We start from the raw sequence: 16399 nt of genomic DNA on the forward strand, positions 1-16399 counted from the left end.
TATAGATGTGAGGGGTACTGGTATAATAAATACCAGTACCTTTTTTCTGAAAAATTATTTGACATTAATCCTAATACTTTTTTATAAAGCTTGAATGCAGGTATGCTTTTCGTGGTATTGATTTGCAGCTATTAACGATATTAGAAAAAAAATTAATTTTGCATAAGATAATATCGAAGGGAGCTTTTGTTACATCATGAATAGGACATATAAAACGATTAAACCAATGCTTCAAAAGATATATAGACATTTACATCAGCATCCAGAAATTAGCTGGAAGGAATATAAAACAACAGAGTATTTAAAAGGGTTGTTAAAAGAATTGAATTGTAGGATTAGGACGTTTGAAGACATGACAGGTCTAGTTGCTGAGATAGGTAGTGGGAGACCAGTTATTGCAGTTCGGGCAGATATGGACGCATTGTGGCAGGAGGTAGATGGAGAATTTAGAGCGAATCATTCCTGTGGACATGATGCCCATATGACTATCGTACTTGGCGTTTTGTTCACTTTGCTCCAAAATGGAGCCCCTTCCCAAGGTACATTACGTTTTATTTTTCAGCCTGCGGAGGAGAAGGGAGAAGGGGCACTTGCTATAGTGAAAAAGGGTATAATTGATGATGTAGATTATTTATATGGGTTACATTTACGACCAATTCAAGAACTGGCCCATGGTCAGTTTTCCCCAGCAATACAGCACGGTGCATCACGTTCACTTGAAGGGGTAATTACTGGAGAGGATGCTCATGGTGCGAGACCACATCTAAACGCGAATGCTATTCAAGTAGGGTGTGAGTTTTTTCAACACCTAAATAACATATATATTGACCCAATCATTCCTCATTCTGTAAAGATGACAAGCTTTCATGCTGGTGGTGAAAGTACGAATATCATTCCAGGAAATGCCACATTTTCTATAGACATGCGTGCTCAAACCAATGAGGGGATGGAAGCATTGATGGATAAGGTAAACCGCGTGGCAAGGATGCTTTCCGAATACCATGGGGTCGAGATTGATATATCAATTACTTCCGATGTAGTAGCTGCAGTAATCAATGAAGAGGCTAGTCAAATTATGCAGGAGGCGATTATTGAAACAGTAGGCAAGGAGCATCTTGTACCTATGATACGAACGACTGGTGGGGATGATTTCCACTTTTATTCGATAAAAAAGCCATCGATGAAGGCAACCATGCTAGCAGTTGGCTGTGACCTAGAACCGGGTTTACATCATCCAAAAATGACATTCAATTATGAGGCTATTGAGCCAAGTGTTAAAATAATGGTACAGGTTTTGTTAAAAACCCTAGAAAGATATCAGGCATAGGATTTTGATATAAACAGCATTAAAGTGAGGTTATAAGAATTGGTTATCCCGTTAAAGAAAATTATTATGCATAAGCTAAGGATGCGCCTAAAGGAACCATTTGCAACTAGCTTTGGAGTAATGCAGGAGAAGGAATTTTATATTATTGAAGTAGTAGATTCTGATGGGAACAAGGGATATGGGGAAACAGTTGCATTTTCTGTACCGTGGTATACAGAAGAAACCGTGAAATCGAATCGGGATATTATTGTAGATTGCTTAATTCCAATACTCCGCGAACACGAGCTTTATCATCCCGATGAGGTTTTCCCTCTTTTTGAAAAACTAAGAGGAAATAACATGGCAAAGGCTGCTGTAGAAGGTGCAATATGGGATCTATATGCCAAGCGGAAGGGCATTTCCTTAGCGACTGCACTTGGAGGAGAAAAGACAGAAATTGGTGTAGGTATTAGTATTGGTATACAACGGACCGTGGGAGAACTCATCTCTAAGATAGAGCAGTCATTAGAGGAAGGCTACAAACGTATTAAGCTTAAAATTAAGCCTGGACTAGATGTAGAAATTCTTCGTGAAGTACGAAGGCATTTTCCGGATACACCTATTATGGCGGATGCAAATTCGGCCTATTCACTAAAGGATATCTCTCTCTTAAAGGAGTTAGACGATCTGGACTTAATGATGATTGAACAGCCACTGCAGCATAACGATATTATTGACCATGCTAAGCTTCAGAATCAATTAAAAACACCAATTTGTTTAGATGAAAGTATTCATTCCTTATATGATGTAGAAAAGGCAATTGAACTTGGAAGTTCCAAAGTTATTAATATTAAAATTGGGCGTGTTGGAGGACTTTCCGAGTCAAAGCGGATTCATGATTATTGTAAGAAACAGGGGATTCCTGTATGGTGTGGGGGAATGCTAGAAGCAGGGATTGGACGAGCCCACAATATTGCATTGTCAGCGCTAGCTAATTTTACACTACCAGGGGACACCTCTGGTTCATCCAGATATTGGGAAGAGGATATCATTCATCCAGAGGTTGTAGCTGAAAAAGGTATCATTAAAGTTCCAACCTCCCCTGGTATTGGATACGAGATAAACGAAGATGCTTTAAGAAAATTCCGTGTTGAACGACAGGAATACCAAATATAGTAACAGTTATGACATTCAAGAAAGAAATAAAAGGAGCACCTGAATCAATTGATTCAGGTGCATGTAAATATGGGAGGGCCTATGTCTTGATAGTGTGCTAATTCTGATTAAAATAGTTTACTAAGCCATCAGTTATTGCTTTTGCAACCTTATCTTGGTATTCTTCGGTTTGAATTTTTTCAAAATCAGTAGGACTTGTCATAAAGCCTAACTCGAGTAATACAGATGGCTTCAGATTATTCACTAATACATAGTAATCTGCTGTCCGTACACCTCTGTCGGCCATAGGAATACCATCCATAAGTGCTGAGTGTATTTCGTTTGCAAGTGCTTTACTAGTACCGTGATTATAAAAATAGGTACTTACACCGTTTGCCTCAGGATCATTAAAGTAATCAAAATGGAGACTAATAAAGGCATCTGTTTGATGGCTATTACTCTTTTTTACCCGATTTTCTAAGGAAATAAACGTATCATTTTCCCTTGTATAATGTACACTGGCACCAGCCTGTGATAGTTTTTCCGCTACTTTTTTCGCAGTGGATAATGCTAAATTCTTCTCGAATATTTTATCTTTTGTTGCCCCTGAATCCTTCCCGCCATGACCCGGATCTAGTAAAATCTCAACACCTTCTAGTTCCTGTTTTGTTATCATAATCGTATTTTCCGAGATTTTCATTTCTTTAGCTTCTAAGTAGCCAGTCGGAATATCGGCATATTCATTATTTTCCTGTTTAATTGAAAATGGATTAGTAAAATTCTCTTGTGCATTTTCTGACACTTCTTTTTTATCGTAACTATTACTCTTCTGATGACTCTCTGCAGTAGACTTCTTATCCTCTACTTCTTTTGTAGCAGCTTGCTCTTCATCAAATTCTGGCTCTATTTCTTCAACATGTACTTGCTCTTCAATTAATGATATGTGCTCTTTCATAACCCATACAGGCTGTCCAGCGTAAAAAGTCTTTACCCAGCCATTGAATTCTTCAAATGTACGGAGCTTATTTCCTACCACAAGATGGCCGACAATTTCTGCGCCTTCATCAGGTGCTGTTCGCATCGTTAGAAATTTTGTTTTTACCTCAAATAATTGGTGATCCTCTTGCCCGTTTGCCTCAGCATGAACAGATTTGTTTGGAGTAATAAAGAACAGCACAAATACTGTTCCAATTAGTAAAAACATCAGTAATATTTTTCTCATATTCTATCAATCCTTCTCTTACAAATTATGAAACTAGTAGAAAGGATGACCACAAATTAATAGATTTATACTATTAAAATGAAAAAAATTATATAAGTACTGATGCTAGCTTATATATAGGACTTATTAAGGGTTTATTAGGAGTAAACCCTACTTTAGTAGGGGGAAATCTATTAAAAAGAATTAATTGGTCTTTGTTATTAGTTCATCTTATATAATGCTGAAATGGTAGAACTGTCGAACTTCGATATATCTTATTTACCTATATTCGTGTAGTTGTCAAATAGTTACTTATTATTTGTTCTTTAGACAATAATTGGTAGCTGACTAACTATTAAGTTAGGGAAGATAGACTAGTCGATTCGAACTAGTAGTGTATCTAATACTGACTAAGTATACAAATAAGTCATATCAATTATCCAGATTTAATTCTTTTCTCGACGATAAAGAACAGTTATCAAAGGAACAACGGAAAATTTCTACAGGATATACTGATTTATTCGGAAGGAATTAAATCTATCATCCTATTCAATAAATGGTAGATTAATAGGATTTGCAATTCGGACTTTTCTGTTAATATGGGTATACTGAGTCAACATGATGTGAAATGTTGGAAATTTTATGATAGAAAGGTCGGGTGATAATGAGGAAAATACTAGCCGTCATTCTCATATCAATCACAATCCTAATATTTGGAGTCATAACTGTTCAAGCAGAAAAATTCTTCCATAAGGAAAAGCTAGAGAGCTTAATAGATGCGATTGAAACTATGTTAATGGATCCTAAGGCAGCAGTGTCAGAATTTCTAAAGGATCGTCGTCAGGAAAAACACTTCAAACGTATGGAGGAGGAACTAGCTGCTGTGATTAGCAATACAAGAGAGAATACGACTAGCGGTGTCATCCAGTATAAGGGAAATTACGAAATGAGCCTTAAACAATTGGAAGAAGATATTCTTATGAGCACACAATATGAAGAATATATCAATCAGAAAACGAGAGAAATACAGTTGGAGATAGAAGAGGATATGGAAGATTACCTAAGTGAATTACTTGGAGGAGAAGGAAGCAACAATATTATTAAATAGAAAGGAAGAAGAAAATTGGAAAAAGGTAAAAAGCTGAAGATGAAGCTGGCAGCGGGAGTTATTGCAGTTGGGGTTATAACTGGTTCAGGAATAGCGTTTGCAAATACTGATGCAGGCACAAAGCTTCGTGAGTGGTATCAAGCGATGTTTGGTGAGACAGTTTCATCCATTGAAGAACAAGTAAACGCATATGGAGAGAGTAAAATCCCAGGCTTAGAGCAAGAATACGAGAGATTGAAGTCAGAAGCTCAGATTGACATTGATCTGTCAAGGGAGTTAGCAACTGGCCAGTCACTAGAAGAAATTATTAACGCTAAGTTAAGTCACTTGGATTCTTTAAGTGAAGAAGAACGTGCCATTTTAGAGGGGATAGGGCAAGAATTTTACAACGTATTCCTCGATGGCTATTTCGAAATTATCCGTCTGAAAGATGAGGGAATACAATTTGCTACCAATGATCTCACGAATTATACTGGTCAATTAGGTCAAGCAGCTATAAATGAAATGACAGCAGATATTAATACAGCTAGAGATCGAGCTGTTCAAGAACTGGAAGACGCAATTCGTCAAGCACAAGAGAGACTTGCCATGGAGCTAAATAATCAAGAGGAAATAACTGTTAGAAATTTAAAAAACCAAATTGATTGGCGCATCCAGGAGTTGAGAGAGGATGTAACAGCATTATTAGACACGCTTGTTGAAGAGCAGCAAGCCATTATTGTGGCAAAAGCACAGGAGCTTGAAGATAATGCAAAGGCTGCTTTAGATGAGGTTGTAAATAATATTAATTAATTAAAAAGAGGATGTCCCAAACTAGTTACCCCCTTAACTAACGGGACATCTCTCTTCTTTTAGGAGGTGCATTCATGAAAAAAAATAAAAAATTATTTTTACGATTAGCAGGAATGTCCCTAATCCTAATGATTATTTTTAGTGGGGTGAAAATTGCCTTTGCCGATCAGGATATTGGCTATATGATATCCAATTGGCTGGATAGAAAGAGAATAGAATCCTTAAAAGAAATAGACAATACTATTTCTGAAGAACAAGCAACTCAGACAAGCCGCTTAAAGAGTGAAATAAATAAAAAAATAAAGGCTGCAGAAGAACAATATCATTCGTTTATTGAAAGCGAAAAGTTAAAACGAGTTCAAGGCTTGGAAAAATATACCACACAGCTCATTGAAAAATATGAAGCCCCTGAAATATCAAGGGAGGAAACGATTAAGAAGCTAGAATGTATAAAACAAAAAGCAGAAATAGAAATGGATATTGTTCTGGGGAAAAAGGGGGAGAATGAGTTAATTAGTTGTAGCAATAATTGAGAAAGAAGGGAATAAATTCGGCTTAAGAAATCTGATTGTCAAGAAGTAGAAAATTGACAACCGAACATAAGAATCGGTATTTGTTCTAGGACGAGAGGTGGTTAATATAGCTTCAGAGGTGTTGGTTTTAAAAAAGGACACAAGGGATAGAGAAAAAGAAAAATTAGGATGGTTAAGCTGGATAGTTTTTCTTCTATTATTAGTAATCGTATTCATCGTTTTTCGTTTAGTTATTGGTTTTACTGTTATTGCAGGTGACTCGATGAATCCAACGCTAGAAGAAGGGAATGTCATTGTAACTAGTAATATATTCTTCAATATTGAACGTAATGACATTATCGTATACCGTGACCAAGACGGTTTTAATGTAATTAAGAGAGTTATAGGCTTACCAAATGATACAATTGCCATTCAAGATGGAGCAGTAATTGTTAATGGGAAAGTCTTACAGGAAACTTCTATTATCGGGGTTCCAAATGATTTTCAAGAAGTGATTGTCCCAAGAAATTCTTATTTTGTAATAGGTGACAATCGTACACCTGGTGAGAGTTTGGATAGCAGGAGTGAGAATGTTGGTGCCATTCAACAAGAAAATATATTAGGTGAAGTTATGTTCACCCTATTTCCGTTTTAGGAAGGATTTTATTTTTGATCACATCTCATAGGTGCGTGTAGTAAGGGAAATTGATATTTCCATACTACTCGCACCTTAATTGTTATTGATTTCTACTTGCTTGTTCGTTTATAATTATGATAATCATCCGAATTGTTGGATAATTCCAATTAAATAGATGGTACATGAATGGAGAGGGGAAAATGGAATGAAGTTCGGACGTAAATTTCTATTGCTTGGTATTTTGATTCTTTCTTTCAGTATATGGTTGCAAGCTTGTGGGACAGGGAATAGTAGTAATGGCTCGTCAGGCTCTAAGGACAAGCTAATTGTTGCAACAGATGCTACATATGCACCAATGGAATACATGGATGATGAAGGTAAGATTGTTGGGATAGATATTGATATAGTAAAAGCAATTGCAGAAGCGGCTGGATTTGAAGTGGAGTTTAAAAATTATGGTTGGGAGCCTTTATTTGCTGCAGTGGAGAATGGTGAGGTTGATTTTGCGGTATCCTCTATTACTATCGATCCTGACCGTGAGAAGACCTTCGATTTTTCAGATCCATACTTTGTAGCAAATCAGTTAATTCTAGTACCTGAAGATACGGATATTGAGAGTTTTGAGGATTTAAAAGATAAAAAGGTATCGGTGCAAATTAATACAACTGGTCATAAGGTAGTAAAAGGTCTTTTAGGAAATACAAGTTTAGACATCGTTGCAACAGAAACGATGCCACTTGCTATTACAGAGATGCTAAATGGTAATGCAGATGCTGCAGTAGGGGATAACTCTGTTGTGCTAGAATACGTGAAAAATAATCCGAATGTTGAGTTGAAAACCATTGAGGATGCAAGTTTCGAGAAGGAGTATTACGGATTAATGGTACAAAAAGGAAATAATGAAGTGGTAGACCTCTTAAATGAAGGAATTAAAAAGATTAAAGAGGATGGAACGTTAAAAAAAATCACTGGGTTAGACATTGAATAAGTATAGCTAGTTCCATACAAAGATACCTTTATTTCAAAAGATATATAGCTAAGGGCGTCTGGGCTATACTTCTAAACATACTGGAGGTGATTTCCATCGAATTCGATATTAGACTTGATATGATATGGAATTATAAGGAGCTCTTTATCACAGGGCTCTGGGTTACACTAGCTTTAACTGCAATCGGATATATTGGTGGTGTGATATTAGGACTGTTCCTTGGATTGGGTAAGCTCTCAAAAAAGAAATGGGTCTATTATCCTTGTAAGTATTATGTTGATTTTTTCCGAGGAACACCTTTACTGGTCCAAATATTACTTATTCATCTGGCTCTAATTCCATCAATCTTTGGTCATTCCTTAGGATTCTTTGTATCTGGATCGTTAGCATTAATACTAAATTGTGCAGCCTATAATGCAGAAATAATTCGTGCTGGAATTCAATCTATTGAAAAAGGACAAATGGAAGCCGCTAGATCCTTAGGTATGCCGAAAAGGGAAGCAATGAAGCATATCATTTTGCCACAGGCTTTTAGACGAATGATTCCTCCACTTGGAAATGAGCTAATAGCCTTACTGAAGGATTCTTCATTGGTCAACGTAATTGCAGCAACGGACCTTTTGTATGCAGGTAAAGTCGTTGCAGGTGCCTATGCACGCTTTTGGGAGCCTTATATTACTGTTGCAATTCTTTACTTACTTCTAACCTGGATATTTACAAAAATTATTGCCTATGTGGAAAATCGATACAGTAATAGCTATGTTCCTCCACAAAGACGACGGGTCTTTTCGTTTGGACGCACTTCAGTGGGTAGGTGATTAAATGATAAAAGTTGAAGGTCTTTATAAATCATTTGGCAGCCTAGAGGTTTTAAAGGGCATAAATTGTGAGATTCAAGAGAAAGAGGTTGTTTGTGTTATTGGGCCAAGTGGGTCAGGGAAGAGTACTTTTTTGCGTTGTATTAACTTGCTTGAAGATATCACCAATGGATCGGTTTTTATTGATGGAGTTCAGGTTAATGCAAAAGAAACAGACATAAACGAAATTCGCAAAGAGGTAGGGATGGTATTTCAACAGTTCAATCTTTTCCCACATATGAGAGTGTTAGAAAATATCACGATTGCACCAATCAAAATACGGAAAATGGATCAAATCGAAGCGAATGATTTAGCGCTTCAATTGTTAGAAAAGGTAGGATTACGTGATAAGGCAGATGCTTACCCTGAGCAGTTATCAGGTGGGCAAATGCAGCGTGTCGCAATTGCTAGAGCCCTTGCGATGCGACCAAAAATTATGTTGTTTGATGAGCCAACATCAGCTCTAGACCCGGAAATGGTAAAAGAAGTACTTGATGTGATGAAACAACTTGCAGAGGAAGGTATGACCATGGTCGTCGTTACGCATGAGATGGGATTTGCTAGAGAAGTGGGAGACCGAGTCTTCTTTATGGATGGTGGTATTATCGTTGAGGAAGGTACACCTGAAGAGGTTTATGGACAGCCGAAGAGTGCAAGAACACAAGATTTTTTAAGTAAAGTACTATAAATAGAAAAAAAGATGCGAGAAAATCGCATCTTTTTTCTATCTATTTCTTTTTACGTTTTGTAAGTCTACCTAATAGGAATGCACCAGCCGCCACCCCGATTACCGTGTTCGTTTTCTTATTGAATACTTGTTTGACTACTAGATTCATATTTTGTGGGCGCTCTGCTAGGCGACGCATATAATATCCATACCAGTCATCACCAAAAGGAACATATGTACAGAAGTTGTATCCTTCTTTTGCAAGCTCGATTTGCATTTCTTTACGGAATCCGTAAAGCATTTGAAACTCAAATTTGTCTAATGGAATATTGTTTTCTTGTACGAATTGCTTTACATGATTAATAATGCGATGGTCATGCGTTGCAATCGAAGTGAATTTGCCACTTAGTAAATGATATTCTATTAGTTTTAGGAAATTTTGATCAATATCCTTTTTATCCTGAAAGGCAACGGTTTCAGGTTCTTTATAGGCGCCTTTTACAATACGTAAGCGATAGTCCTTATACTTTTCAATATTTTTAATGGACTCATAGAAATAGGCCTGAATAACTGTTCCAATATTGTCATAGTCCTTAGAAAGTTCGTCTAACAAGTCAAAGGATGGTTTTAAATGGCCATAGTCTTCCATATCAAAGTTAATGAATATGCCATACTCATATGCTTTTGAAACGATTTCTCTCAAATTCTTCCTACAGAATTCATAGTCTATATCCAGTCCCAATTGTGTAGGCTTTAATGAAATATGGGCATCAATATCATTTATTTTGATAGCTTCAATTACCTCAAGAATTTGGTTTTTAGCCTTTAAGGCTTCCTCTTCCTCATAAACAAATTCTCCAAGATTATCGATGGTAGCGGAAATTCCCTGCGCATTTAATTCTTTAACCGATTGAATCATTTCTTGTATATTCGTACCCGCAACAACAGATTGTGCTCCTAATTTTAGACCATATTTTTTTGCAGCACTATTTAAAAATTGATTTTGAGACATTCCAATGAAAAAATCCTTTAATGACATACTTCATACCTCATTTATATTTTTTCTTTTATTATATCGGAAAATGTGGGTTTCTGTCACTTTTGATTTCAGATGCATCGCTTTTTATAATGCTTTTACTAGTCCACCGTCAACGAGGAGGGTTTGTCCTGTAACATATGTGTTAGCAGCAGAACATAGAAAGACAACATGCTTTGCAAATTCCTCTGGTAGCCCATAACGACCAATAGGAATACTGTTTTCGGTTTCTTTTCTCACTTCGTCATAGGACTTTCCAAGACTATTTGCACGGATTTGGTCAAGTTCTGCTACGCGATCAGTAGCTATTCTGCCAGGACCTATTGTATTAATTAAAATATTATCATGTGCAAGCTCTTGAGAAAGCCCTTTTGCTAATCCCACAACTCCTGCACGAAAAGTGTTAGAAAGGATAAGATTATCTAATGTTTGTTTGATAGAAGAGGATGTGAAATTGATAATATGACCACTTTTTTGCTCTTTCATGTATGGTATGACTTCTCGTATGGCTCTTACAAAGCTTAATAGGTTGAGTTCAAAAGCATGCTGCCACTCCTCATCACTAAACTTCATAAATTCACCTGCTGGTGGACCACCGGCATTATTAACAAGCACATCCACTCTACCATTCTTTTCTATTGCAAATTGAACCAGTTCTTTAATATCAGTAGGATTAGTGACATCACAAGTCTTAAAGTAAACATTACGGTTATTCGTCTTGTCCTGAATCGCTAATGCGACTGTTTTAAGTTCCTCTTCGTTACGGCTGGAGATAATAATCGATGCTCCTTCTGTTGCAAATGCTTCAGCTGTAGCTCTTCCAAGTCCTTTACTAGCCGCCAGTACAATGACAGATTTATCCTTTAATCCAAGATCCATTCTATCAACCTCCTATGTTAAAAATCATCGAAAGTCCAATATCCATTAGAAAAATCTAATGTAGGGAATCATTTATCGTTAGTCATTCTTAAATTTGCTACCAGTGCTTTTGGCACGAAGCTTTGCTAATAGATTTGATGTTTTTTCTTTCGCCTCCTGTTCTGCTATTTGATCAATGCCAATGATATGATATTTTTCATCAACTTTATCAATGGAGAAGACGGTGTTCACTTTGCTCCCGTACGGAAGTTCATTCATAGGTACAACAAGCTCTGCTTTTTCTTCTTCGATTAGAATGACAGCATTGTTTCCCTCTATACGATCGAATACACCTTTCATAATTACCTCCAAATAATTATTTTACACAGGCAAGTCCTTCTTCCTCGATATCCTTTATTCTTGCCGGTCCAATTCCTTTAATTCTAGTAAGATCACTAACAGAACTAAAAGGACGAAGATTAATTAAGTCCTGAGCTAGTTCTGGACCAATATGTTTAATACGCTCTACCTCTTCATTAGAAGCCGTATTAATATCAATACAGCTCCCACTCGATGTGGATTGCTTATTATTACTGCTAGAGCCTCCGCTTTTTTTCCTACTAGAGCTTGAAACTGAAGTAGACGGGGAACTTGCCCTATGTTCGGTGCTTTTTGGTTTAATGGTTCCCTGTTTTTTTGTATCAATCTTGTAATTAATACCATCTGTTGTGACGACAATCGTTCCATGAACATCTGTCCCATATAAGTCAATTCCCGCTTTTTGGATACGAGAAACTACTTCTGCATGTGGATGTCCATAACTGTTTTCCGCTCCGGCACTATAGATGGCGACCTCTGGACTTACAGCTTGTATAAAGGAGGGACTACTTGACGTATTGGAGCCATGATGCCCTAATTTCATTATATCGGCATCTAAATCGATTCCTAATTTCATCATCTGTTGCTCTGCGTTTTGGTCAGCATCTCCAGTTAGGATGAATTTAATATTTCCATAGGTTAAAAGCATGGCAATGGATTCCTCATTGGAAGCCCCCGTTATTGATTTGGGATTCAGTATCTTAATATCCATCGAGCCAATCCTATAATGTTCTCCAGATCTAGGTTCAGCATATTCTGCATCACTAGCTAATATCGCTTCAAGTCCTCGTTGGAAGGTTTGTGAAGTACTTTCGTTTCCTGATAGCCATACTTCCTCCACCTTAAAGGATTGCATTACATTCGCTAATTGACCAATATGATCAGCATCAGGGTGGCTACCAATAACTAAATCGATTTTAGAAACACCTAGTGAGGTTATGTAATCTACTACTTCATTTCCGCTCCAATCCCCTGTGTCAAAGAGAATAGCGTGTGTACCAAATTGAAAAAATGTGGCATCTGCTTGACCGACATCTAAGAAATGGACCTTTAATTCAGAGAGGTTATCCTTTTCCATCTCCTCTTCTTGCTTTGTAGTTCCCGTATTACTATGGGAATCATCTGCATTAATTTCTTGATCCATGCTCTGACCACAGGCTACTAATAAGATTGTCATAAGCACAGGAAGTATGAGCCTTTTATACATATATAATTTCCCCCAATAAAAATAAAATCCTTATTAATCGTAGCAAAAATACACAGGTAAATCTATATGAAGTAATCATAGCTAATGTAAGGAGAATTAGATATAGCTTCGAAAAAATTTTTAAAAATGATTGTTTCAACTGTTTAGTTAATTTTTGAAGGTGAAAATGCACATTAATATTAAGAAAATCAGTCATTTTGAACTGCATACTCCGATAAATTAGTTTTTTACCAAGATGAGATTTTTCTATCCAACTGCCATACTAATCTAAAAAGGATAAGGAAGAATGGCGATGCGATATTTCATTGAAAATAAATGTCGAGACACATGCATAACCACCTTAGTACTTCTTTACATACTTAGTGGATTCGTTAATATTTGTACCGGGAAGACGGTAGAAGTAAATAGGGAAAAATCGTTCAAACGGGAACATCAGGGAGTGGTTGATCGAATAGAAGAAAAGTTTTACATCATTCTTCTCGAGAATGATAATAGAGAAATCGTAGTTCCAATAGATAAAGTAGAGGAAGAAATTAATCCAAGTACGTGGGTATCCATATATTTCGAGGATAACCGTGTAAGAGGAATATCTGTTGATGATAATAAAACACGAAAGGAAAGAAGGCGGTTAACAGTATTACGACAACAACTAAACGAAAAAAGAAAATAAAAAAATATGCCTACTAAATTAAAAGGCATATTTTCCTATATACTGATTACCGTTACAAGCTTCGATGCTAATAATTCTTAGTGGATTGCAGATTTAAATTTTCCACCATGAGCTTCCTGGGCATCCACGATGGTGATGAATGCTTTCGGATCGGTTTCGTGTACAATTGACTTCAGTTTTGCAATTTCTAGACGGGTTAAGACAACAAAGATAACTTCCTTGTCATTTTCGATATACCCACCTTTTCCATACAATTTCGTAATCATACGTCCAAGACGATGCTGAATGGCCTCACCAACCTCTTCATGCTCATCCGAAACAATAATTGCTGCTTTTGTATCGCCTGTAAAGCCTTGTCCAACAATATCTATTGCTTTTGATGCAATAAAGTAGGTGATAATGGATAACATTGCTTGATCCCAGCCAAGTACAAAGCCTGCCCAACCAAAGATGAAAAGGTTAAAGAACATAATAAATTCTCCAACCGAGAAGGGGAACTTTTTAGATAGAAGAATTCCTAAGATGTCTGTTCCATCTAGGGCGCCGGCATTACGAATAACAATACCTACTCCGGTTCCTAAAATAATTCCTCCAAATACAGTAGATAATAACGGTTCATCCGTAACCGGTGGGATAGCGTGAAGTGCTGGTTCAATAAGTGCAAGTGCAATAATACTAAATAGAGAAGAGAATACGAAGTTTTTTCCAATATGTCGATAACCAGCAAATAAAAATGGAATATTGAAAAGTAAGATTAAAATACCAAAATTAAGGCCAGTTAGATGGTTGGTTATTAGCGAAATACCGATGACACCACCGTCAATAATTGAATTCGGTACTAAAAATAATTCCAGTGAGATGGCAGCAAGTAAAGCCCCAATTAACATCATAAAGTACCGAGCAATCAGCCTGGGAAAATTTTCCTTTCTATGCTGTTTCCCCATATATACACCCTCTTTATAAAAATATGAAATAAATGGTACTTTTAAAGTATACTAAAAAATGTCATTTTATGTTGTGCTAAACTCTCCATAATCATACTTTTTCTGTTGATTATGTAGAACTTTTCGTAGTTAGGGTTGGGGGGATAGATTCAATAATTGCTCATTTTATCGACAAATTTCTAGTTACATCCTTATAGTTATTTTTGAATTTTTATCTCCTTTGATTAATAGGCTCCCTCCATTATTGATGCAATAGGGAAATGTAAATGATTCCAAGCGTAGTTTAAAGAACTTGTGCTATCTACAATTTGATTGAAGTGGCTTCGGTTCCTTCCAAGTATTTTGAAAGGAACGAATTGCCCGATACTAAATTATTATAAAATCTAATAGATAATCTGCCATCAGCCTTATAGGGGTGATGGCAGATTTAATGTCTATTATTCTACGTAAACCGAATCAATGAGGGTTCGTTTAAAGGGGATTCCATTTTTAGTGATTCCGTCTATTTCAATGGTAATATTATATACTTCATCTCGGTTTGGAAAGGTTATTGATTGCGAAAGTGAATTGTTCTTTCCCGAAGTAGTGACTGATTGAGAAATAGTAGGATCGCTTGATTGGGTAATTTTGTAGGTAGCCTGTAGAGAACCTTCTCGCACGGCTTTCGGATTTCCGTCTATTTGATAAAGGAGGGAGGATTTATTTAGGGTGAACTTTTTACTTTGAACGAGTTTAGGTTGTAACTCATCATATGTTGCAACGAATAGGTAAGCATCCTCTTGTTCTGCTGTTACGTATAAGTTCCACTTCCCGTCTTGTGGAACCTTTAAAGTAATTTTGGTCTGAATAGCACCCTTGAATACTCCTTCTTCCACTTTGTTTACTTGGAATTTTGGAGCAACTTCATCTCCTGTAGGGGAAACAAGTTTTAACTTCATCCGTTCTGTAGAGGTCATCATATTTAGGTTAAGCTCCTGGACACCGTCTTCTACTACAAATGATATAGCAGCCTGTTTGTTAGCTGTTAAAGGTCCCCCGTCAACCCATTGATTAAAGGATGGGGAAACTTTGCTGTGAATCGGTTCTTGGAAGGAAGAATGAAAATAATCGTTATCAGATAAATAGTTTTGAAAGATAGGGAAGGTTGTACCTGTACGCACAGATGTATGGTTCCAATTATCTATAGCTAGTACTTGCCCATGTGGTAACTGACTACTCACAGTAGTCACAACCCCATCATTTGGACCATATTGGGATAAGTAAATGCCTCCAAACCATGTGGAAGAAAACACACTCCCCCAGCTTGTTCCGCCTAGCGTGTAATAATTATTGTAGTAAGCTTTCGGTTGAATATCAGTTTGGTTACGGTAATCGGCCATATATCCCATTTGCATTGAGAAGGTTCCATCCCCTGTTGCCCCTAATAAGCGAGCCAACCATCCTGCAGAGGAACTATAAGCTAGGTCTGCTAACTGGGAGCCATGATGTGGACTCGACAATGTAATAACATTATCCACATATTGCCATGCCCCATAATAGGTAAGGGCTGTTTGTGTATCTACACCACCTTTACTATAAGCGACGACAGTAATCGGTCTTCCTCCAAAGTGATTCGATATTTCCTTAATTTTATCTGCTAGAAGCTGTCCATTTTCCCACATATCAGCACTTGCTCCTCCAGCATCATAAAGCTGAACAAAGGTAGTTTGATAACCAGCATTATATGCTGTTTGATACATATCGTTATCTTCCCAAAAAATCTGTGCGACATTATTTAGTCCAGGAACAAATAGAAGAATAGGGGAATTTGTAATCAAATTTGGTGGTGTTTCCCCTATATACCATTCACCAGGAACCTCATTATTTCCATTATTCGCCTTACCAGATACCATGAAGTTCGGTTCAGCTTGTTTAACTGGAGTAGGATCAGCAAGTTCTGTAGTTAATATGTTTTTTTCTAAAGCGGATATAGAGCCTGGTATAGTAAAGAAAATGCTAAAAAAAACGAACAAAGCACAAATAGAAAAACGTCTGGTCATTATATTCCTCCTCATGAAATAGTCCTTCCATTTTATTCAATTGA

The 16399-nt window shown here is 36.9% G+C and carries 17 protein-coding genes; 10 read left to right on the forward strand and 7 right to left on the reverse strand.

Going from position 1 to position 16399, the window contains the following annotated elements:
* Positions 1-196: 196 nt before the first annotated feature.
* Entirely contained in the window at positions 197-1327 is a 1131-nt protein-coding gene (locus HNR27_RS01765) for a M20 peptidase aminoacylase family protein (RefSeq protein ID WP_429338541.1), read from the forward strand.
* A 45-nt stretch (positions 1328-1372) separates the two neighbouring features.
* Entirely contained in the window at positions 1373-2482 is a 1110-nt protein-coding gene (gene menC / locus HNR27_RS01770) for an o-succinylbenzoate synthase (RefSeq protein ID WP_429338828.1), read from the forward strand.
* A gap of 97 nt (positions 2483-2579) precedes the next feature.
* On the opposite strand, the gene HNR27_RS01775 is transcribed toward menC, so the two are convergent.
* Positions 2580-3683: an N-acetylmuramoyl-L-alanine amidase gene (locus HNR27_RS01775; RefSeq protein ID WP_429338542.1), complete on the reverse strand. Its 1104-nt coding sequence runs from the start codon at positions 3681-3683 to the stop codon at positions 2580-2582.
* A 643-nt stretch (positions 3684-4326) separates the two neighbouring features.
* On the opposite strand from HNR27_RS01775, the gene HNR27_RS01780 reads away from it, so the two are divergent.
* The 7 genes from HNR27_RS01780 (at position 4327) to HNR27_RS01810 (ending at position 9244) form a co-directional block, all read left to right on the forward strand.
* Positions 4327-4770 carry a hypothetical protein gene (locus tag HNR27_RS01780; RefSeq protein WP_429338543.1) on the forward strand — a complete coding sequence of 148 codons (444 nt, stop codon included), beginning with the start codon at positions 4327-4329 and terminating at the stop codon, positions 4768-4770.
* 15 nt (positions 4771-4785) lie between these two features.
* Positions 4786-5562, forward strand: a complete 777-nt coding sequence (locus HNR27_RS01785; RefSeq protein WP_429338544.1) for a hypothetical protein — start codon at positions 4786-4788, stop codon at positions 5560-5562.
* Between the two features lie 74 nt (positions 5563-5636).
* Positions 5637-6095 carry a hypothetical protein gene (locus tag HNR27_RS01790; RefSeq protein WP_212920527.1) on the forward strand — a complete coding sequence of 153 codons (459 nt, stop codon included), beginning with the start codon at positions 5637-5639 and terminating at the stop codon, positions 6093-6095.
* Between the two features lie 97 nt (positions 6096-6192).
* Entirely contained in the window at positions 6193-6729 is a 537-nt protein-coding gene (gene lepB, locus HNR27_RS01795; protein WP_429338545.1) for a signal peptidase I, read from the forward strand.
* 187 nt (positions 6730-6916) lie between these two features.
* Positions 6917-7699: a basic amino acid ABC transporter substrate-binding protein gene (locus HNR27_RS01800; protein ID WP_429338546.1), complete on the forward strand. Its 783-nt coding sequence runs from the start codon at positions 6917-6919 to the stop codon at positions 7697-7699.
* A 119-nt stretch (positions 7700-7818) separates the two neighbouring features.
* Positions 7819-8517 carry an amino acid ABC transporter permease gene (locus HNR27_RS01805; RefSeq protein WP_212920530.1) on the forward strand — a complete coding sequence of 233 codons (699 nt, stop codon included), beginning with the start codon at positions 7819-7821 and terminating at the stop codon, positions 8515-8517.
* 4 nt (positions 8518-8521) lie between these two features.
* Positions 8522-9244: an amino acid ABC transporter ATP-binding protein gene (locus HNR27_RS01810; RefSeq protein ID WP_429338547.1), complete on the forward strand. Its 723-nt coding sequence runs from the start codon at positions 8522-8524 to the stop codon at positions 9242-9244.
* 40 nt (positions 9245-9284) lie between these two features.
* Here the strand turns inward: HNR27_RS01810 and HNR27_RS01815 are convergent, their stop codons facing one another.
* The 4 genes from HNR27_RS01815 to HNR27_RS01830 all read right to left on the reverse strand — a co-directional run bounded on the left by HNR27_RS01815 (position 9285) and on the right by HNR27_RS01830 (position 12702).
* Positions 9285-10262, reverse strand: coding sequence for a proline dehydrogenase family protein (locus tag HNR27_RS01815; protein WP_212920532.1), 978 nt, complete (start codon positions 10260-10262; stop codon positions 9285-9287).
* A gap of 84 nt (positions 10263-10346) precedes the next feature.
* The gene (locus HNR27_RS01820) at positions 10347-11138 is read right to left on the reverse strand and encodes an SDR family oxidoreductase (RefSeq protein ID WP_429338548.1); all 792 of its coding nucleotides are present in this window, start codon (positions 11136-11138) and stop codon (positions 10347-10349) included.
* A 78-nt stretch (positions 11139-11216) separates the two neighbouring features.
* Positions 11217-11477 carry a DUF3006 domain-containing protein gene (locus tag HNR27_RS01825; RefSeq protein ID WP_429338549.1) on the reverse strand — a complete coding sequence of 87 codons (261 nt, stop codon included), beginning with the start codon at positions 11475-11477 and terminating at the stop codon, positions 11217-11219.
* 16 nt (positions 11478-11493) lie between these two features.
* Positions 11494-12702, reverse strand: a complete 1209-nt coding sequence (locus HNR27_RS01830; protein ID WP_212920535.1) for an MBL fold metallo-hydrolase — start codon at positions 12700-12702, stop codon at positions 11494-11496.
* 292 nt (positions 12703-12994) lie between these two features.
* On the opposite strand from HNR27_RS01830, the gene HNR27_RS01835 reads away from it, so the two are divergent.
* Positions 12995-13372: a DUF3006 family protein gene (locus tag HNR27_RS01835; RefSeq protein ID WP_212920536.1), complete on the forward strand. Its 378-nt coding sequence runs from the start codon at positions 12995-12997 to the stop codon at positions 13370-13372.
* Between the two features lie 77 nt (positions 13373-13449).
* On the opposite strand, the gene HNR27_RS01840 is transcribed toward HNR27_RS01835, so the two are convergent.
* Positions 13450-14316 (reverse strand): YitT family protein, encoded by an 867-nt coding sequence (locus HNR27_RS01840; RefSeq protein ID WP_212920537.1) that lies wholly within the window; start codon positions 14314-14316, stop codon positions 13450-13452.
* Positions 14317-14753: 437 nt separating this feature from the next.
* Positions 14754-16355, reverse strand: coding sequence for an esterase/lipase family protein (locus tag HNR27_RS01845; protein WP_429338550.1), 1602 nt, complete (start codon positions 16353-16355; stop codon positions 14754-14756).
* Positions 16356-16399 lie beyond the last annotated feature (44 nt).

Origin of the sequence: Ornithinibacillus bavariensis, from assembly GCF_050433565.1 — a bacterium.
In the GTDB taxonomy this organism is placed as follows: Bacteria; Bacillota; Bacilli; order Bacillales; family Amphibacillaceae; genus Ornithinibacillus; species Ornithinibacillus bavariensis.